The sequence below is a fragment of the Aestuariispira insulae genome, assembly GCF_003385955.1.
Lineage (GTDB): Bacteria > Pseudomonadota > Alphaproteobacteria > UBA8366 > Aestuariispiraceae > Aestuariispira > Aestuariispira insulae.
Genome location: NZ_QRDW01000002.1, coordinates 128,600 through 154,954 on the forward strand (window position 1 = coordinate 128,600; position 26,355 = coordinate 154,954).

Sequence of the window (26,355 nt, forward strand, 5' to 3'; positions counted from 1 at the left end):
ACAGCTGGCGCTTTATCGAGGCGTGAGCAAAAAAAAGAGGGGGAAGCATGAAGCTTCCCCCTTGATCGAGGTGAAACAAGTTGGGGTTGGGGATTACAGTTCGCCATCCATGGCCAGCCGGTCGCGAAGGCGTTTTGCCCGCATTTCCCGGAAGGTGCCGATCAACGGCGCCATCAGAAGGAGAATGGTTACAATCAGAATGGAAAGCGTGATCGGGCGCTCCCACAGGAAGGAGATGCTTTCGTCATTGATGGTGATCGCCCGTCGGAAGTTTTCTTCCATCATGCCGCCCAGGATGAAACCCATCAGCATCGGGGCCAGCGGGAAATCCATCAGGCGGATCACGATCGCCACCACGGCTACAATCACCATAAGATGGATGTCAAAGGTGTTGTTGGACAGGAGATAGACCCCCATTAAGGAGAAGAACAGGATCAACGGGGTCAGGATCTGCCGCGGCAGGGCCAGCAGGCGCGCGATATAGGGAATCAACGGCAGATTCAGGATCAGCAGGATCACATTGCCGATATACATGGAAATGATCACAGACCAGAAAACGGTCGGGTTTTCCACAAACAGGCGCGGGCCTGGCTGGACACCATAGGAAATCAGTGCGCCCAGCATGATGGCCGTGGTGCCGGATCCGGGAATGCCCAGGGTGAGCAGCGGCACGAAAGAGCCGGAGCAGGCGGCGTTATTCGCGGTTTCCGGCGCGGCCAGGCCCCGCAGGGATCCTTTGCCGAATTTCTCTTTTTCTTTTTTCGGGGCCAGGTTGCGTTCCATCCCATAGGCCAGGAAGGAAGCAATGGTCGCCCCGGCACCCGGCAGCACGCCGACAAAGAAGCCGAGCAGGGAGCTGCGCCCGACAGTGGGGGCAAGGTCCTTGGCCTCATCCCTGGTGATTTTCATGCTGCCCAGCTTGCCCTTCGCGGCAGCCTCGGATTCCTTGGTGTCTGATTGCGGTTTCAAAACCACCATCAGAGCTTCGGACAGGGCAAATGTCGCCATGGCCAACAGCAGAAAATCAAGCCCGTCATAGAGGTCGGCGATACCGAAATGGAAGCGCGGCACGCCGGTCTGGTCCTGGCCGATGGTGGAGAGCATCAATCCCAGCAGGGTCATCAGGATCGCCAGCAGGAATTTGCCTTTGCCGGCGAATGCGGAAACCGCCGTCAGGCCCATGATCATCAGCGCAAAATAGTCTGATGATTGGAAGCTTTTGGAGACACTGGCCAGGGCAGGGGCCGCGATCAAAAGCAGGATCGCCGAAATGGTTCCGCCGGAGAAAGAGGCATAGGCTGCCAGCGCCAACGCCTTGCCCGCATGGCCCTGCTTGGCCAGGGGATAGCCGTCAAAGGCGGTGGCGACGGTCCCCGCCACGCCCGGCGCATTGATCAGGATCGATGATGTGGAGCCGCCGAAAATCGCGCCGTAATAGACGCCTGCCATCAGGATCAAGGCGGTGGAAGGCTCGAAACTATAGGTGATGGGGATCATCAGCGCGATGGCCGAGATCGGCCCCAGGCCAGGGAGCATGCCGATGAAGGTGCCGGCAAAACAGCCGATGAAGACCATCATCAAATTGACCGGGGTTGCCGCCGTGGTGATCCCCTGCAAAATTCCTTCAAGCATCAGTAGATCCCCAGTTTGTAGAGCAGTTCACCCTTGGCCAGCCCGCTGTCGAAAACCTCGTTCATCAGAAACCAGGTTCCACCGGATGCCGCCAGGGAAATGCCGGTGATCAGCAACAGGCGGCGCTCACCCAGCGCATAGATCGCGGCAAAGAGGAAAAATGCGGTCGAGAGCAGGAAGCCCAATTGATCCAGCACCAGGCCATAGAGCGCCATCAAGGCGATCAGCAGGATGGCCCGGGGCCAGTTCAGCCCGCGGAAGGCGGCAATGAAATCGCCGCTGCTATTCTTGTTTGGCAGGATCAGGATGAGGGCCGATACAATGCCCGTGGCCCAGGCCAGGATCAAAGGCATGGTTCTGGCGGTCAGCAATTCCTCTTCAAAACCGAATGGCAATCGGATATTGCGGGCTGCCATCCCGTAGGCGATGGCCAGGACGAGGAAGAATAACGCCCCGGCCTTTTCCTTGCTGATAGTCATCGTATCGGTTCCCTCTCCTAGATCTTCTTATTTGTCTGTTGAGCCGGGCTTACAGGAAGCCCAGTTCCTTCATCAGGTCGCCGATGACCTGTTCCTGGCCTTCCAGGAAGGAGACGAATTTGTCGCCCGGATTGTAGATCTCAACCCAGCCGTTACGCTTGCGCACTTCTTCCCATTCCGGGGTGGCATACATTTTTTCCAGGGCGGCCTGGAAGGCAGCGACCTTATCGGCGGAAATGCCGGGGGCCGCAAAGAAACCGCGCCAGTTCACGAAGGTGGCGTCCACACCCTGTTCCTTCAGGGTCGGCACTTCCGGCGCGTCCTTGATGCGTTCTTCGCCGGTCATGGCCAGGATCCGCACTTCACCGGCACGGGCCAGGTCGAGCGCCTCGGACAGGCCGGTGGAGAGCATGGAGGTCTCACCGGAAAGCAGGCCGGCCATGGCTTTGCCGCCCGCGTCATAGGGAATGTATTTCACTTTTTTCGGATCACCGCCCGCCGCCTTGAAGGCATAGGCCGCGACCAGATGGTCCATTGAGCCGCGCGCGGAACCGCCGGCCACCTTGACCGAGCTGGGGTCGGCCATGAAGTCAGCAATCACTTCGGAGAAATTCTGATATTTGGAATTGTTGGGTACCACGAAAGCGGCATAATCACCGATGGTGCCGGCAACAGGGGTCAGGTCCCGGAAGGATTGCGGGAAGACCTTGGTCAGCGAGCGGATGACGATCGGGGTGGAATTGACCATCAAAGTGTCATCCTGGCGGCCCGCGGTTTCGATCAAATGGGCAATGGCCTTGCCACCGCCGCCCCCGGACATGTTTTCATAGGATGCCTGGCCGACGATACCGGCCTTGGTCAGCGCCTCGCCGGTGCCGCGGGCGGTGCCGTCCCAGCCGCCGCCGGCGCCGCCGGGGATCAGGAAATGGATCTTTTCAACATCGGCCGCCTGGGCGGATGCCATGCCGACAGTCGCGCTGAGGCCGACAGCGGCCATGGTCGCAACAAAAGAGCGGCGGGAAAGAGTAAACATCGAGTGAGCCTCCAGTTAGAAAATTCATTCAAAGCGGGGCATCGCGAATTCGGGCAGGTCTGACTTTGGCCGACAGCGGACGGACCGGTGCCGGATGATTGCTTCTTAGTCTCCCTGACCGCTTGAATTGTTGTTTTTGCGATGCGGCCACAGTGCCACCTTAGGGGGGGAGCCTGTCGTGAACCTGTCACAGGGAAAAAAAGTTGGCTTGCGAATGAAATTCAGCTCAGCGCGGAGACAGCGCGCGCTGCCATTGTTCCAGGATGCGCCGCCGTTTGGCCTGATCCAGATAGACCAGAAGGCCTGGGCCGACCTTGATCGGGCGCAGGTTGTTCCGGTTCATGCCCTGAAGGCCCTGGGCGGTATGCGGCCCCTGGACTGCCGGGTGGATCGCATTGAATTGTGCGGTATCGGCCATGACCCGCTGACCATGCTCGGACATGAGATATTCCAGGAAGAGCCGGCCGGCCTCTGGTGCGCGCGCGCCTTTTGGCACCAAGGCAATGCGGGAGAAAACCACGGTGTAATCTTCGGGCAGGATAATGCCGAGATCCGGGTGATTGTCGATCTGGGAGGCGGCATAGGATCCCAACACATTATAGCCAAGGATGGCTTTCCCGCTGGCGACCTGATTGATGATCTGGGAACTGCTGGGAAAGAGTGCGACCTGGGTCAGCCCCATCGCCCGGACCAATTCCCATGTGGCGCTGAACTGGCGGTCGTCACGGGCCAGGAACAGATAGCCCAGGCCGCTTTTTTCAATATCGTAGGTCGCGATCCTGCCCTGAAGCTCTGATCGGTTTTCCAGCAGGAAATCAATCAGCTCGGTCCGGTTCTTCGGCAACGGACGGTTCTGGAAGGATGGCCGGTGGTAGAGGATGACCGAAGGTTCAAAGGTGATGCCGAAGGCTTCGTTGCGCCACACCGCCCATTCCGGCATGGAAGAGGCGGAAGGGACATTGACCCGTTGGGCGAGACCATCATTGGCGAGCTTCATCTGCAGATCCATGGCGGAACTGATGGCGAGGTCGGCGGTCGGCACCTCGCGTTCGATCTCGCGCAGGATCCGGTTATAGAGCTCCAGGCTCTGCAATTCGTGGTAATGGACCGCGATGGTCGGGTTGAGGGATTGAAAATCCAGGATCAATTCGCGCACGGCGGAATGATCCGCAGTGCTGTAGACGACAATCCGTTCCGGTCGCTCGTTACCGGCATCCTCGCCTTCGCCAACCGGGATTTTCGGGTTGAGCGGGGCATGGCGGAATTCCCGCGCCGCCACCTGGAATGAAGAAACAGTGAAACATAGAAAAGCAATAAAACTGAGAACCAAACGCATTCTACTTTTTCCGGTGTTTCCTCAGCTTTTGATGTCCAAAGACAGCCACCCCGCATCTAATCGGAAAATGAAGGCAGTCAGGCTGGCTTACAGTGATCAGCTTTTGTGTTTCTGTCAAATGGCGGTATGATAGGGTGTCGCTGCGGTCTTTGGGGAGGCCTGCATGTCAATTGCCCTCTCGGGCGCAAGATTAATGCAGAGTATTGGAAAGATGGCGAAAAGACGTATGAAATGGATGGCGCTGCTGTTACTGATGCCGGTTCTGACCGGCTGCGATACCATCAATTGGAAGGATTGGGTGGGGAATACCCTGGAAAATCTCTGTGATGAAGCCCGTGAATGCAAACCGGGCAAGCAGGATCCGGATGAAATTTCCCGACTGGATTAGGGATAGGCATATTTGCGGGCATAAAGCGCCGCCACCGTGCCATCGGCATGCATTTCATTGATCGCGCTGTTGATGCGCGTCATCAGGGTGGCATGCGCGGTGTTTTGGGCGGTTGCCAGATACATGGCGCTCTCACCGACTTTGCGCGGCAGGACGGTTAGATCTTCAATGTTGGTGTTAAAAAGCTCCGGAAAATAAGCGATCATGGATTGCGCGAAAATAGCGCCATCCAGCCGCCCCATCATTAATTTCTGAATTCGGCGTGAGGTCTGGGTGTCGGGATCCGGATTGAAATATCGTTTGAGATTTTCAAACTCCGGACCAAAGGTGCTGCCATTGAGATATCCGATCTGCCGGCCCGTCAGGTCCTCGGCCCGGTCAAAGGGAATTTCATGCCCGTTACGGGTGACGAGGATCATGTTTTCATTCACCAACAAATCAGAATAGGCGAAGTCATGGGCCCGGGTTTCGGTATAGGAAAACCCGGTGATGAAAGCGTCGCCATGTTTGGCGATCGCCACTGCCCGTGCCCAGGGATACAGCTTGACCTCCACCTCCAGCCCGGCCCGTTCCATGGCGGTCCGGGCGATTTCGATGGCAAAGCCGGTGGGGCCGGCTTTGCTTTCATACATGACAGGGATCACATTATGGCCGCCGGTCAAAACAACCTTCTGTGCCTTGGCGGGCAGGCTGGCCAGGGCCAGCAGCAGCATGGTGAACAGAAGGACGATCAGTCTCATCTTTTTCATATTGCGCCTTTCCATGGTTGTTATTCAGGCTCAATACAATTCTAACGAAAGCTGATTAACAGCCGGTAAAGGTCGTAAAAAGCAAGTTCTTGCGAGTTGTTTGCATATTTGTAATCGCTAATTGATGTGCGTCAAATACATGTATTTCGTTTCGATCTAATTTGGGGCAAACCGGCGGCAAAATGAAAATCCCGCCGAGAGGGACAAACAGGATCGAACAATGACCGACCAGCATAACGACACACGAAAAACGGAAGAAACCAGGGCCTTTTTGTTTCTGACGGTATTTCTGGCTCCAATTTTGTCCGTCGCCCTTGTTGGTGGATACGGACTGCTGGTCTGGCTGGCCCAATCGATTTGAAGAGCAGCTGTAGGAGGCCTGGGCTGGAAAGTCCGGCTGCAGGGCTTTGGTGCAATTGGCAATCTGTCCAATTAGCCTGGAGAGAGAGATGACAGCAGGAGAAATGGATCAGTCCAGAAGATCATTCCTGCGTGGGAGAGTCAGGGCTGATGTGCTGAGCAGGAAACACGCTGCGCCTAAGATGCCCTGGGCAGATCCATTAGCGTTTTTTAAGGATTGCACCCGGTGCGGCCGCTGCGTGGATGCCTGTCCGGAACAAATTCTCAAGCTTGGTGATGGCGGCTTTCCGGAAGTGGATTTTCTACGTGGGGAATGCACGTTTTGCACCCATTGCCGAGCGGCCTGCCCTGAAGGGGTGCTACGGCGTCCCTTGGACCAGCCTTGGGATTTCACCGCGAGCGTATCCGGCAACTGCCTCTCGGTGCAGGGGATCAGTTGCCAAAGCTGCTGCGATAGTTGCGGCCAGTCGGCGATCCGGTTTCGCCCACAATTGGGGGGGCGGACAATTCCAGAGGTGGATGAACTGAAATGCAATGGCTGTGGTGCCTGTCAGGCCCCCTGTCCAGTGAGCGCGATAACCGTAGGCCTTCCGGATCATAGGGCAGGGGAGGTTTTAGCTGAAACATCGAATGTCGGAGGAACGCACAATGGCTGGGGATGACAGCCTCGACGAATATCACATTGCCAGTCTGGTCGTGCATGCCCGACCAGACCAATTGGCGCAGGTCCGTTGGGCGATCGCGGAGCTCGCTGGGGCTGAACCGCATGATGAAAGTGATGATGGTAAAATCATCGCGACCATTGAGGCGGCAACAGAACAGCATGTCTTGGATAGAATTAAAGAAATTCAATTAATTAACGGCGTTTTGTCAGCTGTCATGGTGTATCACCAAGTGGATGGGTCCGGGCAACGCGAAATGACAGAGCAAGCTTGAGGAGGCTTAAAATGAAACTGAACCGACGGGAAGCCATCAAAGCCAGTGCCATAGCAACGGCCGCCGCTGCGGCGGGCATGCAGTCGGCATCTGCCACTAACATTCTAACGGCGTCCGATGCCACCAATCTGAAATGGTCCAAAGCGCCCTGCCGGTTTTGCGGCACCGGCTGTTCGGTCATGGTTGCCACAAGGGACAATCGGGTCGTCGCCACGCATGGTGACACCAAAGCCCCGGTCAATCGGGGATTAAATTGTGTGAAGGGGTATTTCCTCTCCAAAATCATGTATGGCAAGGATCGACTGACAAAACCGCTATTGCGTATGAAGGACGGCCGTTTTGACAAGAACGGCGATTTTCATGAAATCACCTGGGATCAGGCCTTTGATATCATGGAGGAGAAATACAAGGCCGCGTTGAAGGATAAAGGACCAACATCGGTTGGTATGTTCGGATCGGGCCAATGGACGGTCTGGGAAGGGTATGCGGCGGTCAAGCTGATGAAGGCCGGGTTTCGGTCCAATAATATCGATCCCAATGCCCGCCATTGCATGGCTTCCGCCGTTGGCGGGTTTATGCGCACTTTCGGCATAGATGAACCCATGGGCTGTTACGACGATTTTGAGCATGCGGATGCTTTTGTCCTTTGGGGGTCCAACATGGCGGAGATGCACCCCATCCTATGGACACGTTTGACCGACCGCAGATTGAGCGCACCCCATGTGAAGGTGGCGGTGATGTCGACTTTTGAGCATCGCAGTTTCGATCTGGCTGATATACCGGTTGTCTTCACGCCGCAAACGGATTTGGCGATTGCGAATTACATCGCCAATTACATTATCCAAAATGGTGCGGTGAACGAGGAATTCGTCTCAAAACATGTGAATTTCAGGATCGGCAATGACGATATTGGTTATGGTCTCCGCCCCGATCATGACTTGGAGAAGAAGGCCAAAAATGCTGGAAAGGCAGGCGGTTCCAGGGAGTATAGTTTCGAGGAATATGCTCATTTCGTGAGCGGCTATACGGCTGAATATGTTTCCGAACTGTCCGGCGTCCCGGTGGCGCGCCTCGAGGAGCTGGCCAAACTCTATGCCGATCCCGACATTAAGGTGATGTCTTTATGGACGATGGGGGCCAACCAGCATACCCGCGGCGTCTGGCAGAATAACCTGATGTATAATATCCATCTGCTGACGGGAAAGATTTCGGAGCCTGGCAACAGTCCGTTCTCTCTGACCGGGCAGCCGTCGGCCTGCGGTACTGCCCGTGAAGTTGGCACCTTTGCCCACCGGTTGCCGGCGGACATGGTTGTGATGAAAAAAGAACATCGCGACTATGCGGAAAAGACCTGGAACCTTCCTGCGGGAACGATCCCGGAAAAACCCGGTTTCCACGCGGTCCTGCAGAACCGGATGCTCAAAGACGGCAAGCTGAATGTCTACTGGGTACAGTGCAATAACAATATGCAGGCGGCACCCAACATGAATGAGGAGGGGTATCCCGGCTACAGGAACCCGGATAACTTCATCATTGTTTCCGACGCCTATCCGACAGTCACGGCCCAGGCGGCTGACCTCATTCTACCCACGGCCATGTGGGTCGAAAAAGAGGGGGCCTATGGCAATGCGGAACGCCGGACCCAGATGTGGCACCAGTTGGTCGATGCGCCGGGCGAGGCAAAATCCGATGTCTGGCAATTGGTTGAATTTTCCAAACGGTTCAAAGTCGAAGATGTCTGGCCGGAAGAACTGTTGGCCAAGAAACCTGAGCATCGTGGCAAGAGCCTTTATGACGTGCTTTACGCCAACGGCGTGGTGGACAAATTCCCGCTTTCTGAGACCGCACCGGATTATAACAATCAGGAATCGAAGGATTTCGGCTTTTATCTGCAAAAAGGCCTGTTCGAAGAATATGCCTCCTTCGGCCGGGGGCACGCCCATGACCTGGCACCTTTTGACCGTTATCACGAAGAGCGCGGCCTGCGCTGGCCGGTGGTGAACGGTCAGGAAACCCGATGGCGCTTCCGGGAAGGCTATGATCCCTACGTGAAAAAGGGGACTGGCGTACAGTTTTACGGTAAGCCGGATGGCCGCGCCGTGATCTGGGCATTGCCCTACGAACCGCCGGCAGAAGCCCCGGATGACGAATTTGATCTTTGGCTTTCCACTGGTCGTGTTTTGGAGCATTGGCATTCCGGATCTATGACCCAACGTGTGCCGGAACTTTATAAGGCGGTGCCGCATGCAGTCTGTTACATGCATCCCGATGACGCGGAGAAACGCGGCCTTCGTCGCGGTGATGAAATCAAGGTGATTTCGCGCCGCGGTGAGATCCGGACCCGTGTGGAAACGCGGGGTCGTAACAAACCGCCCAAGGGGCTTGTTTTTGTGCCCTGGTTCGACGCCAGCCAACTGATCAACAAGGTCACGCTGGATGCCACGGATCCGCTTTCCAAACAGACGGATTTCAAGAAATGCGCCGTCAAAATTGAAGCTGTGTGAGGTGCGTCATGACGAAAAAGACAAGCATTAAACTGATGATTGGCATGCTTTTCCTGGCGGGGGCGACGTCGCCGCTCGTTGCGGGCGATATTGGGGACGGATATGCCACGCTGCGTTCCGGGACAGAGCTTACCGTGGAAGAGGCGGCACCGGAAATGGCGAAAGTCGAAAATTCCGACAAGCGTAAGGCGCGGAACTATCCGGAACAGCCGCCGACCATTCCTCATCAGATCCGCGACTACCAGGTGGATTTAAACGCCAATAAATGCCTGTCCTGTCACAGCCGGACCCAGGTTGAAGAAAGCCAGGCTCCGATGGTTTCTGTGACTCATTTCATGGATCGGGATGGCCAGGTGCTCAGTCAGGTTTCACCACGACGATATTTTTGCACCCAATGTCATGTGCCCCAGGAAAATGTGACACCGCAGGTGGAGAACGAATTCATTGACGTGGATTCCCTGCTGAAGAAAGCGGGACAGTAAGGGAGCATGACATGAAACTGCTGAAACGTTATCTCAAACAACTGATGCGGCCCAGCGTCCATTACAGCTTGGGGTTCCTGACCATTGGCGGGTTTATCGCCGGGATCATCTTCTGGGGCGGGTTCAATACGGCCTTGGAATATACCAACACGGAGCAGTTTTGCATTGGCTGTCACGAAATGCGTGAAAATGTTTTTGCGGAGCTGAAGCCAACGATTCACTATTCAAATCGTTCCGGGGTTCGGGCAACCTGCCCGGATTGCCATGTGCCACATAACTGGACAGATAAAATTGGCCGCAAGATGCAGGCTTCCAAGGAAGTTTGGGGCAAAATCTTTGGCACGATCGACACACGGGAGAAATTCCAGGCCCATCGGCGGCAGTTGGCGGAAAACGAATGGGCGCGGATGAAAGAGAACGACTCGCTTGAATGTCGCAACTGCCATGCTGAAAAATCAATGGACTTTACCTTGCAGTCCGCACGGGCCAGTGAAGCCCATAGCAGTCTTCTTTCAACCGGGGAAAAGACCTGTATCGACTGCCATAAGGGGATTGCCCATGAGCTGCCGGACATGGAGGGGGTTGAAGGCTGGCAGTGACCGCTTCTTCTTTTGATGAATAAAAGTGGGCGGCTGGAAATCACAGCCGCCCTCCTTGTTGATCGACAGGGCGGTTATTCGATAAAGGAATATTCCGGATGCCGGATCGGTTGGGTGAGCGGCCGGCTTGGGGCGAGCAGGGGGCCTTTGAACTGCTGGCCGACGATCCGAACGAAATGGCCGTCATAGGTACCATCGGTTTTATCAAAATAGTCCGGCAGCTGACGCCAGGGCACCGATGGATATTGGTGATGTACCCGGTGCAGGTTGAAGTTCAACCAAAGACGGGCGGTTTTTCCCGAGAGGCCTAAATTATAGGAAAAGCCGGTATCGTTCATCGGGGTGCCGTAATGGGGGGCATTGTCGAGAATGGAGATCAGCAAGCCGCGACCGACAAGGGCCGCCAGCAACATCGGCCACCAGGCGCCATAAAGATAGAAGGCCAGTGCGAAGAGCAGAACCGTGCCCAGACAATCCAGGCGCTGTTCCCGAAGGTTTTTATGTTCGCAGATGGCTTTTTCAGCCATGGCACCGGTATCGACCGATTTTTCAGCGCTGCCAAACAAATGGCGCGCCAGTGGGCGCACATAACGTTCCGGCAGCCAAAGAAGGATCAGGGCGGAGAGTTCGCTGACATACATGCCCATCAATAGATTGGGATAATATTTCAGAGCAGCCTTGCCCCAACTGGTTTTATTCGGGTCATAGACTTCGACACAATCATAGCTGGTTCGGCTCATTTTGTGATGCATCAGATGGGCAAAGCGCAACAGTCGCCAGGGCGAGCCGAAGAAAATGCACAAGATGCGCCCCAAAACACGGTTGGTTTTGACATCGGGATGCATCAGCCCGTGAAAGCTCTCGTGGACCAGCGCCCAAAACGTTGGAGTTGTCAGGGCGATCGGCACCAGAATCAAGCCCCACATCGGATCCAGCGGCAAAAGGAATGCCGGCAGTACCAGGAACTGGACAATATTCAATGTAAGAAAAAATACCACCAGTGCCAGATTCACCCGAACCGGGATCACTTTCGCAGCCCGCAACATCCTCTTTGACTCCCAAGTCTCACTTATGCAGCGGCCGGAGTGTAGGTCAGCCGTATAAAAGTTTCATGACAGTCTGTCATATTTCAATCGCCTCTGAAAAGAGGTTGAAAAAGATTTTTGATATTAAAGGGATACGTGTCAGGGCTTGAGGATAAGATGTGCGGGCTTTTGTTGGAATATGTAAGAAATGTTACAAATTGTAATGTTGGGCGCACCGATTCTGTTTTTCAGTGCGCCTAATGTTATGGAAATTTGACCTTATTCAGGCGGCCGCTTGGCGGGTCAGGAAATGATCAATTGCGGCACAGGCGACATCCATGTCCTGTTGCGGAGTGCCGGAAGAGATACCGATCCCGCCGACGACATTGCCGTCAACGATCACCGGGTATCCGCCGCCAACAACACAGAGCCTGCCGCTAAGGGCGGTATGGATGCCAAATGCCAGGCTGCCCGGTTGGCAGGCTTGGTTATATTCATGGGTCGCCTTGCGCGCGGCTGCTGCGGTGAAGGCTTTGTCGGTGGCAATGGTGATGCTGGTGATTTTGCCACCATCCATTCGGTCAAAGGCAATCAGATTGCCGGACTCGTCAACAATGGCAATGCACATGGCTACGTTGATTTCTTCGGCGCGGCGGGTTGCGCCGTCAATCAGGATCTTGGCATCGGCCAGGGACAGGCGGGGTATGGACAGCATGTATATTGGCTCCCAAAAAAAGACATTTCAAAGAACCTCCCGAAGATTTCGGGCGATCTTATTTTGCCGCCCGTTTGTAATTTTGCCTGCAAATTAACGCCAAATCCCGGTGCCGGTCAAAAACCAAAAGCATCAAAAAACTTAATTCTGTTTTCGGATTGTAGGAATTGCATAAAAAAACACGCAAAAAGAGTATCAAGCGGCTTGGCAAAGGAATTCGGGTTATGCTTATATGATGATCAGGATACCGCATCACAGTATGCGGGCCGCTGCAGGTATGGGGACCGCGCCGGTTAGGGAAAACACATCTGGCGTTTTTGAGGGGAAGACGAATGATCCGAGATATCGGACGGGGCAATGAGCAGGCCTTTGATCGCAATTTCTGGCGTGTTGTTGAGGGGGTAGCCTTCACGATGGTTGTGTTTTTAGCAGGGCTTCTTGGTGTCGTGACACTGGCCTAGGGCCTATTGGGCGGGGTGACCGCCGAAAAGGGTGCCGGTCAAAGGGCATTAACGCTTCTTTCGCATTATTGTTTGATACTGGGTTGGCCTCTCTGACAGGGGATGGCCAGGTTATGTTCGAATGCCGTCTTGGGCGAAGGAGCAGACATGCGCGTCGATGAATTGCTGGATATTAATCTCGCCATTTTTGATCTTGGAGCCCATACCATTGGCCTGACAAAAAAAGCCCTGTCCGACACGGGCTTTCGCCATATCACCCTGTTTCAGGATCCGGACGGCCTGCTGGATCAATGCCGGCTGGAAAAGGTGGATCTCATCATTATTGATGATACCCATGAAACCCAGCAGGCCCTGTCGGTGATACGCCGGTTGCGTGACCCTGCCGAAGGGATGGTGACCAACAGCAAGATTGTCGCCCTGTTGGCAGAACGGTCGGAGAAAAGTGTCGGCAATGCCATTGCGTGTGGCGTCGACAACATACTGGTCAAGCCGTTGCAAGCCGACAAAGTGCGGGCAAGCCTGCTGCAAGTAATGCGGGATGATCGGCCCTATATGACGTTTGACGGCTATATCGGACCGGACCGGAGGCGGCGGGCGTCCCAGCTGGATTATACCGGGTCGGACCGCCGCTTAGGCGTTTAGGAAATATAGCCTTATCTGTTGTTATTTCGGCGGCGGGGGCGGCAGAGTGGCCCGGGCGCTGTCGCGTTCACCGATGCGTTCCATATACCCTGACAGATGATTGCTGTCTGCGATCATGGCCGACGATTCCGGTGTTTGTGACAGGTAAAAGAGGATCGGGAATAGGGCGAGGTCAGCATAGGACAGCTCTTCCCGGGCCAGATGCCCATAGGCCCCGATGGATTTATCCGCCAGATTCAGACATTTTTCGACGCTTTCCAGGGCTGTGTCGATCCTGGCGCGGTCCGGCTGGCCATCCTCGGTCTTGGGGAAAATATAGCCAAACAGATAATCCAGAATACAGGGGCGGTAATATTCGGTGTTAATCCGGGAGATCCACTGATCGACACTGGCCGCTGCCATGGGATCTGTTGGCAGGAAGGCCGGGCCTTGGGGGAAACTTTTTTCCAGGTAACGGGCGATGGCCTCCGATTCTGCGAGCTTGAAATCGCCATGGCGCATGACGGGGACTCGACCGAATGGATTGATGGCGGTGACCGCATCGCTGTGCGGCATGGCCGGTTCATGGATATGTTCGATGCCTTTTTCCAGGCACAGCATGCGGATGGAGCGCACATAGGTGGATTGCGGTATGCCGATGATCGTCAGATCTGTCATGAGGGCCGAAACTCCCTGGAATGTTATTTATTTAACAATATAGTTAAATAAATATAGAAGAAAAAAAACTGCGAGGCAAGGGTGAGTTGGTTTTTGATGAAGTTATGGTTGGAAACTGTCAGATTTTCCACTGGTCACCCCGGCGCTGTTCGATGATATGATCAAGGTCGCATGGATTTGCCTTCCGAGTTTTCCATAAGGAAACGGATCAGGCGCATGATGCCTTTGGGGCAGGCTTTTCAAGTCAAAGGACCAGTGACATAACGATGAAATTAATTGGTAAAATTGCCGCTTTCCGCCGGCGGCGGGGACGATTGTTGGTGGGGATGGTGATCCCGGCGGCGCTGATGGCGGGTGCATCCGGCCAGGGGATGGCCCACGGTATCAAGGAGACAGGCAATCATTATGAAGGGGCAACCAAACCCGAACCGATGATTGATATCCTCAACCTGCTGTTTTCCACGGCCGAGGCAGAGGCCCGCATGCGGATCGATGAGGCCGGTGGTTATCGCTATATCGAGGCGGACGGGTTGCCGGATCACGACACCGGCAGTTTTCCCAACAGGTCCAATCCCAACCGCATCACCGCGCAGGAATATAAATTCCGCATGACATTGCGGCCGGAGCAAAGCGGCCGGGTGGAATGGATCGGGCATATGCCCTTTGGAATCGCGATCAATGGCGTGGTGTTTGATCCGTTGACCGCGGAATATTGGAACCGCGACCGGCGCTCAGGCTGGAATATCGATGCCCTGAGCGGCGTGATGCTGGGGCTGGACCAGAATAACGCCCATGTCCAGCCGGACGGTAGCTATCATTATCATGCGGTGCCCACCGGCCTGATCAATCAGTTCGACCGGTCCAGGCCGGTCTTGCTGGGCTATGCGGCTGACGGCTTTCCGATTTATGGCCCGGAGGGCTATGCCAGTGGCAAAATCGGGCCGGTCCATGAATTGAAATCCAGCTGGCGTCTGAAGGATGGCAACCGGCCGGGCGGCAGCGAGGGGCCGGGCGGGCGCTATGACGGCACCTACACCCGGGATTTCGAATATGTCGCCGGGCTAGGGGATCTGGATGAATGCAATGGCCGCTTTGCGCCGACCCCGGAACATCCCGATGGCATTTACCATTATGTGCTGACCAACAGCTACCCCTATATCCCGCGCTGTTTTTCCGGCACCCCCGACAGCAGTTTCCGGCGCAAGCCCGGCGGAGGCGGCCAGGGGGGGATTGCCAATATGCCCGGTGAAAAGGTTCGCGGTGTCCGCGACCGGCAGGGAGGGCCGCGGATGGGCGGAATGCCGCAGGGCGGCGGCGGTCGCCCGGATCTGAATGCCGCGGCTCAGCGCCTTGGCATCAGCATGAATGAATTGCGCGCGGCCCTCGGCCCTCCGCCGCCCAATTTTGAACAGGCGGCGCGAACCCTCGGCATTCCAGTGGAGGATCTGATGCGGGCGCTGCATCCGGATCGCTATTGATTGTTTTTGCCAGCTGATTAAAAGGAGGGGCAGCGGGCTGATGGTTGCCGCCGGTCACGATATGGGGAATGAAATTGAGCAGGCTGTTTTTTGTGGTGCCGCTGATCTTTTTGGTGGCGGCTGGCGCGCAGGCCCAGGAAAAAGACTCTCCCCAGCAAGAATATATGCATGACGCCATTGAGATGGTGAAGTTGGGCTATGGTGAATATCATGGCACGCATCTCAGAATGTCGCATTTCATGACCGAGGAAGTGACGGTTGCCCAGGCCCAGGCACTTGTCCGGTTGGTTCCGTCATACAACGCCTTTGTCGGCGATCTGGTCGCCACCGGATTGGCGCGGTTTGACGGGCGGGTGCGTGGGGTCAGATTTGGCCGGCGCGGCTCACCCGTACTGGAAATCCTATTGCCCCATACTCAGCCTGGAAACGGTTTTCCAGCGGACAAAACTGGGCAAGAGACAGCGGGCGCTCGGCGCTCGGCTGACGATTTGCTGATCGGGTTTTCCAAGGATGATGTCAGGGAAGGCAAGGCGCTTCGTGTGCAGGACGCACTGCTGGTCGCGGAGTTGCGCCAAATGTTTGAGGGGCGTTTGCTGGCGGATGGTTTTGCCTATTCCGCCAGGCTGCGAAAGGTGGTGGTCCGCTGGGACTGAGAGGGCGGGCGCACAGAATTTGGCGGGATAATAATTAGGGGCCGCTTGATGCTACGCCAGCTTTGCGGCCCCTCCAGCCACACAGTCAAACGGCAATATGGTTTTCCCAGTCGATGATGCTGTAGCATTCATATTTGTCGCTGGCCCCCAGCAGGGTTAGGTGGCGGGCGCCCGAAAATTCAAGCAGCAGATTGGCCTCATCCACCGGTTTTGCCTGCTCGATCTTCTGGTCGAGCAAAAGCGCAAGCTCTTTGCTTTCCGCCGGATTGTTGGCGGAGATCGCTTTCAGGTCCGCACCGATGCTCAAAAGGCAGTCTTCTTCGACGGTGATGGTTAGGTCCTGGTCAAAATTCAAAAGCACCTGATGGGATTCCACGCAGACCTGTCGCAGGGTGCGGCCGATCAGGAAGCTCAGGTCGATATTCTTTTCCAAGGGGTACATGGATGTGACCTCTCATTTATGCAGGTAAGTCGTTCAAGCGGTTATTGTCTGGTTCAAACCTCAGCCATAGCGTCGGAGCAGGGAGACCGTTTCTTCCAGGCCTTCCTGACTAATGGTGCCGCTGTTCAGGGCGGCGAACAAAAGTTTTAATGCATCCTCACTGGTGCGGCAGGTGGCCATCATCAGCTTGGCTTCCATCAATGCATTATCGCCATCGATCGTGATTTGCGGCGGTGAAACAGATTGCGGATCGTCAACCGGGACATTTGACATGTCACCCGTTCCTCCTTCGTGCAGCCGCAAGTCTCTTTTCCGCTGCCATCGGAAGACTTGCAGTATTCAACGATACCCATCCACGAAAGTGAAGCTAACGCCGAAGCAAGGGGTTGTAAACGATTATAGATTGCAATTTAGCTAAATTTTTCGGGAAAACTTCACGCAATTTCAAATGGTTGGATAACTAATTGCGACACGGGTAGGGGAGTCGGCTTGTTCTGCTGTAAGCTTAAAGATGTGCCATTTTCTGTGGTGGATTGCCTGGTGGCGAGGGCTTGAGAAAAATGGGAAATCAAACCGGATCAAAGGGTTTTGCCGGGCTTGTTGACGCGGATAGGTGGTCTGGGTAAGGGCCTATGCCACCTTAGTGCTGCGAAAAAAGCCGGTAATGGGAATCACAAAAATCTAGGGGGGAGGCGGGCTGGAATCAGTCCTCGAACCTCAGATACTGATGGCGGCCGGCACGGATGGTGGTGATGGTGCGATAACCTTTTCGTTCCGGCATGGGTTTGGCCTGGACGCCTGCGGCGATCCGGTTGCGAATTTTTGCCATCGAAGGCCTCGCCAGCAGGCTGCGCTGCAAAACGCCGCCCTTGCGGTTCTGGTTTTCCGGTTCCGGCGCGCGCACCAGATAAAGATGATCCGGATTGACGCAATTGGGATTGCTGCAGCGGTGATGAATGGTCATGCCGTCTTGGACCGGGCCATTGAACAATTCATAGGCGCGTTTATAGGCGGTAACGATCGGTGCACCCGGATGCAGACCGATGGCGGCGACCAGCCCTTCGTGGCCAAGGACCTGCCGGCCTTTCCAGACCCAACAATCCTCTGGGTCCTGATCCGGGACATCGACAAATTCCAGGAAGGACTGCTGTGGGTCGGGCTGATAGCTTTCGTCTTGCATCGTGCGTTTCAATATATGCCAGGGTCAAAAAAAGGCCGGTCCGCCGTCCGTATTCATGAAAAATGCGTTTGGCGGATAAGCTGCGACTCCTAGGGGAATCGCGACCGAATCGAGTATCACCTTGAAGTGATTTGATTCCTCGGTCAAGAGTCCCCTTGACTCTTTTCGGAATCGGACGGAATCGGAAATCAAACCGGTTCCGCAACCGTCCTTGCTAAGCCCCACGCTCACGGCATCCGGTGTCGGGAATTTTTTTTGAGAAATCGCCGTCAGGGGGCCTGGGAAGACCGGAGCAGGGCTTGTTCCTGGCGCTGCCAGCGCGACTCGGCACGACCCGCCTGTTCAAGGCGCTCATTTTCGCAGGTGATGTTCGGGCCGAAGGCTTCATCAACCCCATCGGACAGATAGCTTTCCAACTCATCGTGATCCAGGTCCGGTTCACGGGCGCAGGCAAAGGCCATCAGCCCCTGTTTCAACCGGTTCTTCCGGTCTGCAATGTCCTGGCAATGCAGCATTTTTCCCCCATGTGATGTTGGATATTCATCATAATGATGAATATATACATCGTCAAGAGTCAGATACCCATCAGTTCGTTTAACGGCAGGATACGGTGGATGGCGCGTACGTCACCCAGGGGAAGTTCCAGATTGGTCTTGGGGTTAAACTGTTCCAGATAGAGGGTCTCGTCACTTTTGCGGATCAGTTTTTTACAATAGGACTGGATTTCGGCATGCAGGCCGTTTTGCATCTGGATGACGACAAAATCGCCGGGCCGGGCGGGGCGGTGCGGGTTCACATAAACCAGCTCGCCCGGATAGAAACGCGGTTCCATGCTGTCGCCTTCGATATAGACCGCATAGACATCGGCGGCATTGGCAATGCCGGGCGGGCGTCGAACATAGTCGACCGCGGTCATTTCCAGGGAAAAGGCCCCTTCACCCAGAGAGCCCGCAGCGGTCCCGAAAACCGGGACATTCAAAGGCATTTCATGGCGTGGGGGAAAAGCGGATCCACCTGCCGGGCGCGCGGCTATGATCTCAGAAGATGCAGGATGACCGGCGGGTGCAGCAGGAGAAGGCCCGGCGCCGGAAACCAGCCATTCAAAGGTGCAATCGAGCACGTGGGCCAGTTTCAGCAATGTATCCGCCCGCGGGTTTTTCGAACGTCCGTCTAATATGGATTTCAGGCTGGTCCGGTCGAGGCCGGCGCGGCTGGAGGCGGCATTGGCGCTGATCCCCAAGGTTTCCAGCCGCTGGCGGATCCGGCCAGGCAGATCCTCGGCGGCGATGTCGGCCGGGTCGGAATGGGTGATGGATTGCGGTGTATTATCCTCTGGCATGGCGGGGTCTCTTCTTCCCGTAGGAGTGGAAAATTTTCCTTGACGATGATGTATAAAATCATCATAGTGGAAAACATTCAGGAAATCAACAGCCAGACATTGCCATAGGCACAGCGCCACCGTTTTCGGGGAAAGGATCCTTCATGACCTATTGCCGGAAGCCGGATTACGATCCGGCAACCTTAAAAAAGAACAAAACAGAAACAAAAGAAAGAAAACTGCGCCGCTGCCTGGCCGGCGGCTGTGGGCGGATGTTCCCCAGCAGCTGGGCGGGGGAACGGATCTGCCCGGACTGCCGGCGCGGTGATGCCTATCAGGCCGGGGAAAACCCGTTCGAGGAAATCGTGCAGTTTGGCCATCACTGAAGCGGGAGGCAGGGGGAATATGACGGACAAGAGAAGCCAGCGGTTGCGCCGGGATGTGATGGAAAAGCTGGAGGCGACGGGACGGCTGAAATCCGATCAGCTGATGGCGGTGGAGGATATCCGCCGCATCTGGCATGCCTTTGGGCGCGGATTGTTTCCGGCGGCTCGTGATATTTCCAGCCCACGGGTGGACGGGACAAGGCGCTTTGTCGATCCCATTGCCCGAATGCGGGATGGCGAGGCGGCGCTTTATCGCAACCGTTACAAGGCTTGGGCCGATTGGGCGGGCAGACAGGAAATTGCGAACCGGGGTGGGAAGCGGCTGACCCTGCTGCAGCTCACCTATGACATGGTGATCGACAATTGGGGGCCGCGGCAATGGGAGGATTGCCATAAGGTGCGCCATGGCACAGCAACCAGGCAGCTGGCATTGGCGCTGGATCGGTATCTCGACGGGTTTGATTGATGAGTATTCTCCTGTGTTAAGCGGGATTGGGGAGGGGCCGACGGCCCCTCTTTTTTTGTACCGATAGTTTGATGCGCGTCATTGACGGTTGCCGGATCGGGAGGCATCTTTTGGCAGGTTTTTTACAACGAGTGCGGGTGACGGGATGAAACATCGGGCACAGGTGTTTCCGCAGGGGCAGGCTTTGTTTCTGGAAGGGGACCCATCAGACAGTGTGATGGTGATCGTGCGTGGGCGGATTGCCCTGCAACGTCATTTGGAGGGGGTGGAAAAGACCATCGCCCATCTGGGTGCGGGCGAAATCCTGGGTGAGGGGGCGGTTTTCGGTCAGCATCGCCATACGGTGACCGCCAAGGCGGTGGAGGAAACCGAGGTGCTGACGCTGTCCTCCCGGGAGGCACGCAAGCAATTTGAGAAGGCCCCGCAATTCGTGCGCAAAATGGTGGCTTCCTTGTCTGACCGGCTGCGTAACGCCTATGAGTTTCCTGACGGCACCGGTCAGGAGGTGCCTCATGCCCATCTGCTCAATGGTTGGGGCGGCGAGGGGGTCGAACTGCCCTATGGCATCCGCATTGAGGCGGCCACGCCGGAAGTGGCCGAACAACTGCATGAAGGTATTGATGCGGAGGTCCTGCCATTCACGGTGGCCAATGCACGCGGTAACGGGGCGGCAGCCTTTAACCGCAATTCGCTGAAACTGTCGCTGCCGACCTGCGGTGATTTTGCCAGCCCGCATTTTGAGTTGATCTACCGTCATGACAGAATTTGTGTGCGCGATCTGGGCGGGCGCGCCGGAACCCGGGTCAATGGCAAGAAAATAAGCCGCTTTGACCGGGCGGCGGTGGAAAAGCTCAGCCCCGGCCCGAACCGGGTGATGGCAGGCGGTGATGATAGCGCGGTCGGTTTCATCATCACGCTGAGTGAGTAGTAAAACCATCAGCTTTAACGGGGGAAGTGTATCAATGGATTATCAAAACTATTATGAGGCGAACCGGCGACATTGGGATGAGAGTGCCGATATCCATGTAAAATCGACCACCGGGGTCTACCGGGTGGATGATTTTAAAAAGGGCGCGGATATTCTGCTGCCGATCGAGGCGCGGGAGTTGCCGGATATCACGGGCAAGAGGATCCTGCATCTGCAATGTCATTTCGGGCTGGATACCCTGAGTCTGGCCCGGCGCGGTGCGCGTGTGACCGGGGTGGATTTTTCGCCCAGCGCGATTGGTCACGCCCGTGCACTCTCTGAGGAAACCGGGGTGCCCGGCACCTTCGTTGAATGCAATCTCTATGACGCACGGGATCACGTGGATGGTTTGTTTGACGGTGTGTTTGTCAGCTGGGGCGCGATTTGCTGGCTGCCGGACATTCCGCGCTGGGCGGAGATCATCGCTGAATTTCTGAAACCCGGTGGGTTCTTCTATATGGTGGAAGGCCATCCGGCGGCGCTGGCGCTTGATGAGGTGGAGGGACGCTATGTGCCGAGCTTTGATTATTTCCAGGGATCAGAGCCGGTGGCCTTTGACGAGGCGCATACCTATACGGGTGACGAGGATGTGCTGGAAAACCAACGCGGTTATTTCTGGATCCATCCCCTGTCGCGCATCTTGAACAGTTTAATGGCGGCGGGTCTGGCCATAGAGATGTTTAATGAGCATGACACGCTCTGCTGGTCCCTTTTTCCCTCCATGGTCGATGCGGGCGAGGGCATGCTGCGCCTGCCTGACGGCGTGAGCGGTTTTCCGCTTTCATTTTCCCTGAAGGCGGTCAAGGCCTGACGGATCCTATTGGGCGGATTAATAAAAAGGCAGCCCCGGCGGATCACCGGGGCTGCCACGCATTCCGGGCAAGGGAGGGGGCAGGTTAGGCCGCCCGGGAATGCCAGCTGGAGGCGAGGATCACCTCATGGGCACCACTGGCCGCCTGCATGCCGGTTGCCATGGCAGAGGAAACCGCACCGGCTGCGCCAAAGCCGGATATGGCCTGTACCAACAGGCTGATATTCTCGGAAGACAGCAGATAGAAACCGGCTTCACCATTGCGGTTGGTGTCGATCTGGACTTCCTCAATGGCGCTGTCCAGTGACAAGGTGGACCCGTTGGAGAAGGTGAATTCCAGTGCGCCATCATCCAGGCCGGCCATGAGGCTGTCGCCGCTGTCGGTTACAATTACCCGGTCGAACCCTTCTGAATCGACAATGGTGACACTGCTGCCGGACGACAGGTTGCCATATTCATAAATGTCGTTCCCGGCACCGCCATCCAGATAGTCGGCCCCGTCGCCGCCCACCAGGGTGTCATTGCCGTTGCCGCCATAAAGATCATCATTGCCGGCCCCGCCATAAAGGATATCGTCGCCATCTTCGCCATAGAGCCAGTCAACGCCGTCATTGCCGTAGAGCGTATCGTTGCCGGCCCCGCCGAACAGGTCATTATCCACATCATTGCCGGTCAGGGTATCATCGCCGGATCCGCCGCGTGCGGCCTCGATGGTCGCGCCATAGGCGATGGCGATATTGTTGATCCCGCCGATCGAGCTGAACTGCCCGTCGCCCAGGTTGATTTGCACGCTCTGGCTATGATTGGAGGCATCGAAGGTATCCCAGCCGCCGGCGTCCCAGATGGCCTTCAACTCTGTTTCGGTAGAGAAGCTATAGGTATCGTTGCCGGTGCGGGTGGTCATGTTGGCACCATAGAGCCTCTGGATCGCCGCGATGTCATAGAGCATTGGCGTGACCGGCGATTCATCCCGGCCATATTCCGGGTGGCTGTGATAGGACATGACCGAATATTGGTGGCTGTCCTCATTTTCCGGCAGGTAGGGGCCAGGGGTGCCGCCACCGCCCGCGTTATAATCGCCCGGATGTTTCAGGCCCAGCGCATGGCCGATTTCATGGATCAGGGTGAGGTGGCTCCATTCGCCCTCAACGGGGGTGAAATTGGCCTCCCGGTCGGCATTGACCCAGATATCGCCGCTCAGCGGGGCGATCTGCGGGTCGTATTTGCGTTCCAGGCTGGGATAATAGGCATAGGCGCCAACCCCTTCGCCCATGGAATGGTTGCCAAAGGTCATATCGCCAACACCGGTCGAATCCTCGATGAAGGTGATGTTGGCGATCTCGGAATACATTTGCAGAATATCCCGCACCGCATCGCGTTGCGCGGTGGTGAAGGCCGAGAAGTTATTGGACGGATCTTCCGCCCCCAGCGGGATCAGATCGTCATAGTAACCGGGGATAGAACTCAGAAAGCTGTAGGTCACTGTGGCACCGGAGCCAATCCGTCGGCGGCCCCATTTCAGATTGTCCGGATTTGTGACCGCATCCAGGCGGTCTTGCGGTGCAGTTGCCATCTTTCACTCCTTGTTTAGGCTTGATTTATAGTTGTTACCTATTCGGCGTTATGTTTACCTATAGGTGAGTGAAGGCAGCATGAAAAATACAACCTGTAAATAGTAAAAAATATTCGAAACATATTTATGAGGGTGCTTTTGGTTGCGGTTTTTGGCTTCCCGCCAGGGGTTGGGGCAAGCGCGCGATATTAAAATTTTTTCAGAATTCAGGTGGCGAGCATAGAGAGCCAATTGGCGAGTTCACGGCTGCGCATGGCGGGTTCCAAGTCATCTTCGGATGCACCCAGTCGCCGGGCAGCGTCGCCTTGCGGAGCCGAATCGGCGACCCGCAAATCATCAACCAGATCCCCGCCTTCGGCAAAAATGCAGCCGGGGAGCGAGATCAGGTCCGCAAATTCCCGTAAGGTGGCTTCGGGGTGATATTGCATGCCCCAATAGGTGACGCCGCCCGTTTCATAGACCATGGCCTGGACCGGTGTGTGCTTGTTCCAGGCGGTGAGGACGGCCCCATCCGGCAATCTTCTGACCTCATCACGATGGACACAGGGACAGGCAAAGACCGGCCGCCTGCCGGAATGCAACGGATGGCTGCGGCCTTCTTCCGTCAGAGTGATGCCACGGGCAATGCCCAACTCCATGCCGTTTGGTGATTCCGCAACCTCCCCCCCCAGCAACAGGGCGGCCATCTGCATGCCGTTGCAGGACCCGAGCACGGGCGTTCCGCTGCGAAAAGCCGTTTCCATCGTGACACGCAAGGGGCGCGCATCCGGTGCGGCCACGGACCAAGGGACGTTGGATCCGGTAAAAACAATGCCGTCAAACGCGTCCGGCAGGAATGCCTGCAGATCGAAGCCGGCGGCATAGGGTTCCACCACACTGATCTTCAGGTTTGGGTCAATGGCCAGCAGGCTGCGGGCATAGATACCGGCATTGCCGGGCAGGCCATGACGCGCCGCCCGATCCAGCAGATCGGGTGTGTCCCCTTCGACGATCAGAATTCTGGGCATGGTCTTATCCGTTTGTTGGCGATTAGGCTGGTGAAATTGTCACCTCCTCCCATCTCGCCAATAATACAAACGGACAAAAAACCCTGTCCCGGAAACGACGCCTTTTATACCTGATCCTGCAGCCGGGTGCGCAGTTGGTCGCGTCGCTGGATCATCTCTTCTAGATCGCCGCAATTCCAAGCATCCTGACATGCGGAGGCAAACGCGCGGCTTTCCTCGCTTTTCTTCCGAAGGCGCTTGAATTTCTGATCAGATAGCTCCCAGCTTTCCTCCAGTTTCTCAATGGCGCCGGCGATGCGTTCAAGATGGTCGTAATTGGCCTGGATGGTTTGGTTGGCCTGTTTCAGCCTCTCCACATTGGTCTGGGTCTCCAGACCGGAGATTTCCGGTTGGGTTGCTTTGGATTTCAACATAATATTCCCCCATATGTTGCAGCCAGATTCCATCATTAACGTATGACGGTTAAAGTTTGATTAAGTGGAATGGGGAAGCTAGCGCGCAGGAAGAAAATGCCTGCCATCTTCACCCGGTCAAACACCGGAGCCCAAGATCTTCTGCCAGGCGAGCACCCTTATAGCGTTGATTAGTATGCATATCATTGATTTTTAAGGGAAAAATCTCCTTTCTTCCTTATGGTTCGCAGGTTAAACGGGTGTGGTTAAAAGCCATTTTAACCATGGCGGGATGGCTGCCCGTCTTGTTCAACAAAAGTTGGAATGAAATAAGCGGCTCAGCCGTCTTATGGGTATTCACAACGGAATCACTGGAGAGACTTAATGTCCGAAATCAGCAATGTGCCCGTGGATAGGGAGGAAAAAGGAGATCAGTTGCAGGGAGCGGGGAGACGCCGCTTTCTCAAAACAGCAGGCGGCGTGTCGCTGGGCGCGCTATTGGGGATGTCGGTGCCGTTTGCCCGCAATATGCCGTCCGGCATCATGCCGGTGGCTCTGGCGGAAGACATGGATGTTCTTGCCGGGAAAGACGGCCTGACCCTGCTCAATGACCGGCCGGTTAATGCGGAAACCCCGCCGCATCTTCTGGATGATGCGATCACGCCGACCAACCGCCATTTCATCCGTAATAACGGTCTGCCGCCGGAAGAGATGGATGCGGATAGCTGGACCCTGACCATTGACGGTCTGGTGGAAAAGCCGATGACGCTGAGCATCGCCGATCTGAAAAAGAAATTCCCGGTCCATACCATGGCGCTGACCATTGAATGTGGTGGTAACGGCCGGGCGGCCTTTGACCCGCCGGCCAAAGGCAACCAATGGACCCTGGGCGCGGTGGCCTGTTCCAACTGGACCGGGGTGCGCCTGCGGGATGTGTTGGAGGCGGCCGGTGTTCAGGATGGTGTTGTTTACACCGCCCATGAAGGGGCTGACAGTCATCTTTCCGGCGACCCGGACAAGCTGCCAATCTCCAGGGGGCTGCCCATTGCCAAGGCGATGAGCGACAATATCCTGATCGCCTTTGAGATGAATGGCGAACCGCTGCATCCGATGAATGGTGCGCCCTTGCGCCTGGTGGTGCCGGGCTGGCCCGGCAGTTGTTCCCAGAAATGGCTGAAGCGGATCTATCTGCGCGATATCGTGCATGATGGTCCGAAAATGACCGGCACCGCCTATCGCGTACCGAACCGTCCGGTGGCGCCAGGTGAAAAGGTCGATAAAAAGGATTTTGTGATCATCGAGCGCATGCCGGTGAAATCCCTGATCACCTATCCGGCCACAGGCGCTGAAACCAAGGATCGGGCCATTGAGATACGCGGTCATGCCTGGTCCGGGGATCGATTGGTCGATCATGTGGAAGTGTCCTTTGATTTTGGCGCGACCTGGCAGCGGGCAGAGCTTGACCTGCCGGTGAATGTGGGGGCCTGGCAGAATTGGCGCGCCACGATCCAACTGCCGCAGGCGGGGTATTATGAGGTCTGGGCCCGTGCGGTGGATGATGCGGGCGAGGGCCAGCCCCATGCCATCAAATGGAACCCGAAAGGCTATCTCAATAACAGCATGCACCGGGTGGCGGTTAAGGTTGTCTGATCCAGGTGGAAGCCGGTGAACCGGGTGCGGCAGG

At 56.1% G+C, this 26,355-nt stretch carries 32 protein-coding genes; 16 read left to right on the forward strand and 16 right to left on the reverse strand.

Going from position 1 to position 26,355, the window contains the following annotated elements; all coding sequences use genetic code 11:
- Positions 1–93: 93 nt before the first annotated feature.
- The 4 genes from DFP90_RS06590 to DFP90_RS06605 all read right to left on the reverse strand — a co-directional run bounded on the left by DFP90_RS06590 (position 94) and on the right by DFP90_RS06605 (position 4,480).
- The gene (locus DFP90_RS06590) at positions 94–1,632 is read right to left on the reverse strand and encodes a tripartite tricarboxylate transporter permease (protein WP_115935665.1); all 1,539 of its coding nucleotides are present in this window, start codon (positions 1,630–1,632) and stop codon (positions 94–96) included.
- Positions 1,632–2,111: a tripartite tricarboxylate transporter TctB family protein gene (locus tag DFP90_RS06595; protein ID WP_115935666.1), complete on the reverse strand. Its 480-nt coding sequence runs from the start codon at positions 2,109–2,111 to the stop codon at positions 1,632–1,634. Before DFP90_RS06595 ends, DFP90_RS06590 begins: the two co-directional genes overlap by 1 nt.
- A 49-nt stretch (positions 2,112–2,160) precedes the next feature.
- Positions 2,161–3,144, reverse strand: a complete 984-nt coding sequence (locus DFP90_RS06600; protein ID WP_115935667.1) for a Bug family tripartite tricarboxylate transporter substrate binding protein — start codon at positions 3,142–3,144, stop codon at positions 2,161–2,163.
- A 226-nt stretch (positions 3,145–3,370) separates the two neighbouring features.
- Entirely contained in the window at positions 3,371–4,480 is a 1,110-nt protein-coding gene (locus DFP90_RS06605) for an ABC transporter substrate-binding protein (RefSeq protein WP_115935668.1), read from the reverse strand.
- A 211-nt stretch (positions 4,481–4,691) separates the two neighbouring features.
- On the opposite strand from DFP90_RS06605, the gene DFP90_RS22795 reads away from it, so the two are divergent.
- The gene (locus DFP90_RS22795) at positions 4,692–4,868 is read left to right on the forward strand and encodes a hypothetical protein (RefSeq protein WP_181905224.1); all 177 of its coding nucleotides are present in this window, start codon (positions 4,692–4,694) and stop codon (positions 4,866–4,868) included.
- On the opposite strand, the gene DFP90_RS06610 is transcribed toward DFP90_RS22795, so the two are convergent.
- On the reverse strand, positions 4,865–5,617 hold the full coding sequence (locus DFP90_RS06610) for a substrate-binding periplasmic protein (RefSeq protein ID WP_181905225.1): 753 nt from the start codon (positions 5,615–5,617) through the stop codon (positions 4,865–4,867). The genes DFP90_RS22795 and DFP90_RS06610 overlap by 4 nt on opposite strands.
- A gap of 220 nt (positions 5,618–5,837) precedes the next feature.
- On the opposite strand from DFP90_RS06610, the gene DFP90_RS06615 reads away from it, so the two are divergent.
- The 6 genes from DFP90_RS06615 (at position 5,838) to DFP90_RS06640 (ending at position 10,498) form a co-directional block, all read left to right on the forward strand.
- Positions 5,838–5,978 (forward strand): periplasmic nitrate reductase, NapE protein, encoded by a 141-nt coding sequence (locus DFP90_RS06615; protein WP_115935670.1) that lies wholly within the window; start codon positions 5,838–5,840, stop codon positions 5,976–5,978.
- 103 nt (positions 5,979–6,081) lie between these two features.
- Entirely contained in the window at positions 6,082–6,639 is a 558-nt protein-coding gene (gene napF / locus DFP90_RS23420) for a ferredoxin-type protein NapF (protein ID WP_181905262.1), read from the forward strand.
- A complete protein-coding gene (locus tag DFP90_RS06625) occupies positions 6,626–6,913 on the forward strand; it encodes a chaperone NapD (protein WP_218044601.1) in 288 nt (95 codons plus the stop codon). Before napF ends, DFP90_RS06625 begins: the two co-directional genes overlap by 14 nt.
- A gap of 11 nt (positions 6,914–6,924) precedes the next feature.
- Positions 6,925–9,417: a nitrate reductase catalytic subunit NapA gene (napA, locus tag DFP90_RS06630; protein WP_115935673.1), complete on the forward strand. Its 2,493-nt coding sequence runs from the start codon at positions 6,925–6,927 to the stop codon at positions 9,415–9,417.
- A gap of 8 nt (positions 9,418–9,425) precedes the next feature.
- Positions 9,426–9,899, forward strand: coding sequence for a nitrate reductase cytochrome c-type subunit (locus DFP90_RS06635; RefSeq protein ID WP_115935674.1), 474 nt, complete (start codon positions 9,426–9,428; stop codon positions 9,897–9,899).
- A gap of 11 nt (positions 9,900–9,910) precedes the next feature.
- Complete coding sequence (locus tag DFP90_RS06640; protein ID WP_115935675.1) at positions 9,911–10,498, forward strand: NapC/NirT family cytochrome c; 588 nt, start codon at positions 9,911–9,913, stop codon at positions 10,496–10,498.
- A gap of 74 nt (positions 10,499–10,572) precedes the next feature.
- On the opposite strand, the gene DFP90_RS06645 is transcribed toward DFP90_RS06640, so the two are convergent.
- Positions 10,573–11,544: a fatty acid desaturase gene (locus DFP90_RS06645; protein ID WP_115935676.1), complete on the reverse strand. Its 972-nt coding sequence runs from the start codon at positions 11,542–11,544 to the stop codon at positions 10,573–10,575.
- A gap of 262 nt (positions 11,545–11,806) precedes the next feature.
- Positions 11,807–12,238, reverse strand: a complete 432-nt coding sequence (locus tag DFP90_RS06650) for a GlcG/HbpS family heme-binding protein (RefSeq protein ID WP_115935677.1) — start codon at positions 12,236–12,238, stop codon at positions 11,807–11,809.
- A gap of 332 nt (positions 12,239–12,570) precedes the next feature.
- Between DFP90_RS06650 and DFP90_RS23340 the strand changes: the two genes are divergently transcribed.
- Positions 12,571–12,699 carry a hypothetical protein gene (locus DFP90_RS23340; RefSeq protein WP_281269693.1) on the forward strand — a complete coding sequence of 43 codons (129 nt, stop codon included), beginning with the start codon at positions 12,571–12,573 and terminating at the stop codon, positions 12,697–12,699.
- 147 nt (positions 12,700–12,846) lie between these two features.
- Positions 12,847–13,341: a response regulator gene (locus DFP90_RS06655; RefSeq protein ID WP_181905226.1), complete on the forward strand. Its 495-nt coding sequence runs from the start codon at positions 12,847–12,849 to the stop codon at positions 13,339–13,341.
- Between the two features lie 21 nt (positions 13,342–13,362).
- Here DFP90_RS06655 and DFP90_RS06660 read toward each other — a convergent pair whose 3' ends face one another.
- Complete coding sequence (locus DFP90_RS06660) at positions 13,363–13,998, reverse strand: glutathione S-transferase family protein (RefSeq protein ID WP_115935679.1); 636 nt, start codon at positions 13,996–13,998, stop codon at positions 13,363–13,365.
- Positions 13,999–14,264: 266 nt separating this feature from the next.
- Between DFP90_RS06660 and DFP90_RS06665 the strand changes: the two genes are divergently transcribed.
- Together DFP90_RS06665 and DFP90_RS06670 are read left to right on the forward strand one after the other, a co-directional pair.
- Positions 14,265–15,476 carry a YHYH protein gene (locus DFP90_RS06665; protein WP_218044602.1) on the forward strand — a complete coding sequence of 404 codons (1,212 nt, stop codon included), beginning with the start codon at positions 14,265–14,267 and terminating at the stop codon, positions 15,474–15,476.
- Positions 15,477–15,550: 74 nt separating this feature from the next.
- The gene (locus tag DFP90_RS06670) at positions 15,551–16,129 is read left to right on the forward strand and encodes a hypothetical protein (protein WP_147300956.1); all 579 of its coding nucleotides are present in this window, start codon (positions 15,551–15,553) and stop codon (positions 16,127–16,129) included.
- Between the two features lie 85 nt (positions 16,130–16,214).
- Here the strand turns inward: DFP90_RS06670 and DFP90_RS06675 are convergent, their stop codons facing one another.
- The 5 genes from DFP90_RS06675 to DFP90_RS06695 all read right to left on the reverse strand — a co-directional run bounded on the left by DFP90_RS06675 (position 16,215) and on the right by DFP90_RS06695 (position 19,090).
- Positions 16,215–16,571 (reverse strand): DUF6188 family protein, encoded by a 357-nt coding sequence (locus DFP90_RS06675; RefSeq protein ID WP_115935681.1) that lies wholly within the window; start codon positions 16,569–16,571, stop codon positions 16,215–16,217.
- A gap of 60 nt (positions 16,572–16,631) precedes the next feature.
- Positions 16,632–16,844: a hypothetical protein gene (locus DFP90_RS06680; RefSeq protein ID WP_115935682.1), complete on the reverse strand. Its 213-nt coding sequence runs from the start codon at positions 16,842–16,844 to the stop codon at positions 16,632–16,634.
- A 430-nt stretch (positions 16,845–17,274) separates the two neighbouring features.
- A complete protein-coding gene (locus tag DFP90_RS06685) occupies positions 17,275–17,751 on the reverse strand; it encodes an HNH endonuclease signature motif containing protein (protein WP_115935683.1) in 477 nt (158 codons plus the stop codon).
- A gap of 269 nt (positions 17,752–18,020) precedes the next feature.
- Positions 18,021–18,266: a hypothetical protein gene (locus tag DFP90_RS06690; protein WP_115935684.1), complete on the reverse strand. Its 246-nt coding sequence runs from the start codon at positions 18,264–18,266 to the stop codon at positions 18,021–18,023.
- A 59-nt stretch (positions 18,267–18,325) separates the two neighbouring features.
- The gene (locus DFP90_RS06695; RefSeq protein ID WP_115935685.1) at positions 18,326–19,090 is read right to left on the reverse strand and encodes an XRE family transcriptional regulator; all 765 of its coding nucleotides are present in this window, start codon (positions 19,088–19,090) and stop codon (positions 18,326–18,328) included.
- 143 nt (positions 19,091–19,233) lie between these two features.
- Between DFP90_RS06695 and DFP90_RS06700 the strand changes: the two genes are divergently transcribed.
- The 4 genes from DFP90_RS06700 (at position 19,234) to DFP90_RS06715 (ending at position 21,699) form a co-directional block, all read left to right on the forward strand.
- Entirely contained in the window at positions 19,234–19,455 is a 222-nt protein-coding gene (locus tag DFP90_RS06700) for a hypothetical protein (protein ID WP_115935686.1), read from the forward strand.
- A 19-nt stretch (positions 19,456–19,474) separates the two neighbouring features.
- The gene (locus tag DFP90_RS06705; RefSeq protein WP_115935687.1) at positions 19,475–19,921 is read left to right on the forward strand and encodes a hypothetical protein; all 447 of its coding nucleotides are present in this window, start codon (positions 19,475–19,477) and stop codon (positions 19,919–19,921) included.
- A gap of 145 nt (positions 19,922–20,066) precedes the next feature.
- Positions 20,067–20,849: a cyclic nucleotide-binding domain-containing protein gene (locus DFP90_RS06710; RefSeq protein WP_115935688.1), complete on the forward strand. Its 783-nt coding sequence runs from the start codon at positions 20,067–20,069 to the stop codon at positions 20,847–20,849.
- A gap of 34 nt (positions 20,850–20,883) precedes the next feature.
- Positions 20,884–21,699, forward strand: a complete 816-nt coding sequence (locus tag DFP90_RS06715) for a class I SAM-dependent methyltransferase (protein WP_115935689.1) — start codon at positions 20,884–20,886, stop codon at positions 21,697–21,699.
- 85 nt (positions 21,700–21,784) lie between these two features.
- On the opposite strand, the gene DFP90_RS23345 is transcribed toward DFP90_RS06715, so the two are convergent.
- The 3 genes from DFP90_RS23345 to DFP90_RS06730 form a co-directional block, all read right to left on the reverse strand.
- Positions 21,785–23,272 carry a M10 family metallopeptidase C-terminal domain-containing protein gene (locus DFP90_RS23345; protein WP_115935690.1) on the reverse strand — a complete coding sequence of 496 codons (1,488 nt, stop codon included), beginning with the start codon at positions 23,270–23,272 and terminating at the stop codon, positions 21,785–21,787.
- A gap of 206 nt (positions 23,273–23,478) precedes the next feature.
- Positions 23,479–24,279 (reverse strand): type 1 glutamine amidotransferase, encoded by an 801-nt coding sequence (locus DFP90_RS06725; protein WP_115935691.1) that lies wholly within the window; start codon positions 24,277–24,279, stop codon positions 23,479–23,481.
- A 104-nt stretch (positions 24,280–24,383) separates the two neighbouring features.
- Entirely contained in the window at positions 24,384–24,692 is a 309-nt protein-coding gene (locus tag DFP90_RS06730; protein WP_115935692.1) for a hypothetical protein, read from the reverse strand.
- Positions 24,693–25,055: 363 nt separating this feature from the next.
- Between DFP90_RS06730 and DFP90_RS06735 the strand changes: the two genes are divergently transcribed.
- The gene (locus DFP90_RS06735) at positions 25,056–26,321 is read left to right on the forward strand and encodes a sulfite oxidase (RefSeq protein ID WP_115935693.1); all 1,266 of its coding nucleotides are present in this window, start codon (positions 25,056–25,058) and stop codon (positions 26,319–26,321) included.
- Positions 26,322–26,355 lie beyond the last annotated feature (34 nt).

Excerpts from the sequence above, each read along its gene's own strand:
- DFP90_RS06590 (WP_115935665.1), bottom strand. The coding sequence starts at position 1,632 with ATGCTTGAAGGAATTTTGCAGGGGATCACCACGGCGGCAACCCCGGTC.
- DFP90_RS06695 (WP_115935685.1), bottom strand. The coding sequence starts at position 19,090 with ATGCCAGAGGATAATACACCGCAATCCATCACCCATTCCGACCCGGCC.
- DFP90_RS06650 (WP_115935677.1), bottom strand. The coding sequence starts at position 12,238 with ATGCTGTCCATACCCCGCCTGTCCCTGGCCGATGCCAAGATCCTGATT.
- DFP90_RS06610 (WP_181905225.1), bottom strand. The coding sequence starts at position 5,617 with ATGAAAAAGATGAGACTGATCGTCCTTCTGTTCACCATGCTGCTGCTG.
- DFP90_RS06690 (WP_115935684.1), bottom strand. The coding sequence starts at position 18,266 with ATGCTGCATTGCCAGGACATTGCAGACCGGAAGAACCGGTTGAAACAG.
- DFP90_RS06645 (WP_115935676.1), bottom strand. The coding sequence starts at position 11,544 with ATGTTGCGGGCTGCGAAAGTGATCCCGGTTCGGGTGAATCTGGCACTG.
- DFP90_RS06600 (WP_115935667.1), bottom strand. The coding sequence starts at position 3,144 with ATGTTTACTCTTTCCCGCCGCTCTTTTGTTGCGACCATGGCCGCTGTC.
- DFP90_RS06640 (WP_115935675.1), top strand. The coding sequence starts at position 9,911 with ATGAAACTGCTGAAACGTTATCTCAAACAACTGATGCGGCCCAGCGTC.
- DFP90_RS06705 (WP_115935687.1), top strand. The coding sequence starts at position 19,475 with ATGACGGACAAGAGAAGCCAGCGGTTGCGCCGGGATGTGATGGAAAAG.
- DFP90_RS23340 (WP_281269693.1), top strand. The coding sequence starts at position 12,571 with ATGATCCGAGATATCGGACGGGGCAATGAGCAGGCCTTTGATCGCAAT.
- DFP90_RS06685 (WP_115935683.1), bottom strand. The coding sequence starts at position 17,751 with ATGCAAGACGAAAGCTATCAGCCCGACCCACAGCAGTCCTTCCTGGAA.
- DFP90_RS06700 (WP_115935686.1), top strand. The coding sequence starts at position 19,234 with ATGACCTATTGCCGGAAGCCGGATTACGATCCGGCAACCTTAAAAAAG.
- DFP90_RS06680 (WP_115935682.1), bottom strand. The coding sequence starts at position 16,844 with ATGTCAAATGTCCCGGTTGACGATCCGCAATCTGTTTCACCGCCGCAA.
- DFP90_RS06615 (WP_115935670.1), top strand. The coding sequence starts at position 5,838 with ATGACCGACCAGCATAACGACACACGAAAAACGGAAGAAACCAGGGCC.
- DFP90_RS06675 (WP_115935681.1), bottom strand. The coding sequence starts at position 16,571 with ATGTACCCCTTGGAAAAGAATATCGACCTGAGCTTCCTGATCGGCCGC.
- DFP90_RS06625 (WP_218044601.1), top strand. The coding sequence starts at position 6,626 with ATGGCTGGGGATGACAGCCTCGACGAATATCACATTGCCAGTCTGGTC.
- DFP90_RS06595 (WP_115935666.1), bottom strand. The coding sequence starts at position 2,111 with ATGACTATCAGCAAGGAAAAGGCCGGGGCGTTATTCTTCCTCGTCCTG.
- DFP90_RS06660 (WP_115935679.1), bottom strand. The coding sequence starts at position 13,998 with ATGACAGATCTGACGATCATCGGCATACCGCAATCCACCTATGTGCGC.
- DFP90_RS06665 (WP_218044602.1), top strand. The coding sequence starts at position 14,265 with ATGAAATTAATTGGTAAAATTGCCGCTTTCCGCCGGCGGCGGGGACGA.
- napF (WP_181905262.1), top strand. The coding sequence starts at position 6,082 with ATGGATCAGTCCAGAAGATCATTCCTGCGTGGGAGAGTCAGGGCTGAT.
- DFP90_RS06605 (WP_115935668.1), bottom strand. The coding sequence starts at position 4,480 with ATGCGTTTGGTTCTCAGTTTTATTGCTTTTCTATGTTTCACTGTTTCT.
- DFP90_RS23345 (WP_115935690.1), bottom strand. The coding sequence starts at position 23,272 with ATGGCAACTGCACCGCAAGACCGCCTGGATGCGGTCACAAATCCGGAC.
- DFP90_RS06725 (WP_115935691.1), bottom strand. The coding sequence starts at position 24,279 with ATGCCCAGAATTCTGATCGTCGAAGGGGACACACCCGATCTGCTGGAT.
- DFP90_RS06730 (WP_115935692.1), bottom strand. The coding sequence starts at position 24,692 with ATGTTGAAATCCAAAGCAACCCAACCGGAAATCTCCGGTCTGGAGACC.
- DFP90_RS06715 (WP_115935689.1), top strand. The coding sequence starts at position 20,884 with ATGGATTATCAAAACTATTATGAGGCGAACCGGCGACATTGGGATGAG.
- DFP90_RS06655 (WP_181905226.1), top strand. The coding sequence starts at position 12,847 with ATGCGCGTCGATGAATTGCTGGATATTAATCTCGCCATTTTTGATCTT.
- napA (WP_115935673.1), top strand. The coding sequence starts at position 6,925 with ATGAAACTGAACCGACGGGAAGCCATCAAAGCCAGTGCCATAGCAACG.
- DFP90_RS06635 (WP_115935674.1), top strand. The coding sequence starts at position 9,426 with ATGACGAAAAAGACAAGCATTAAACTGATGATTGGCATGCTTTTCCTG.
- DFP90_RS06710 (WP_115935688.1), top strand. The coding sequence starts at position 20,067 with ATGAAACATCGGGCACAGGTGTTTCCGCAGGGGCAGGCTTTGTTTCTG.
- DFP90_RS06735 (WP_115935693.1), top strand. The coding sequence starts at position 25,056 with ATGTCCGAAATCAGCAATGTGCCCGTGGATAGGGAGGAAAAAGGAGAT.
- DFP90_RS22795 (WP_181905224.1), top strand. The coding sequence starts at position 4,692 with ATGGCGAAAAGACGTATGAAATGGATGGCGCTGCTGTTACTGATGCCG.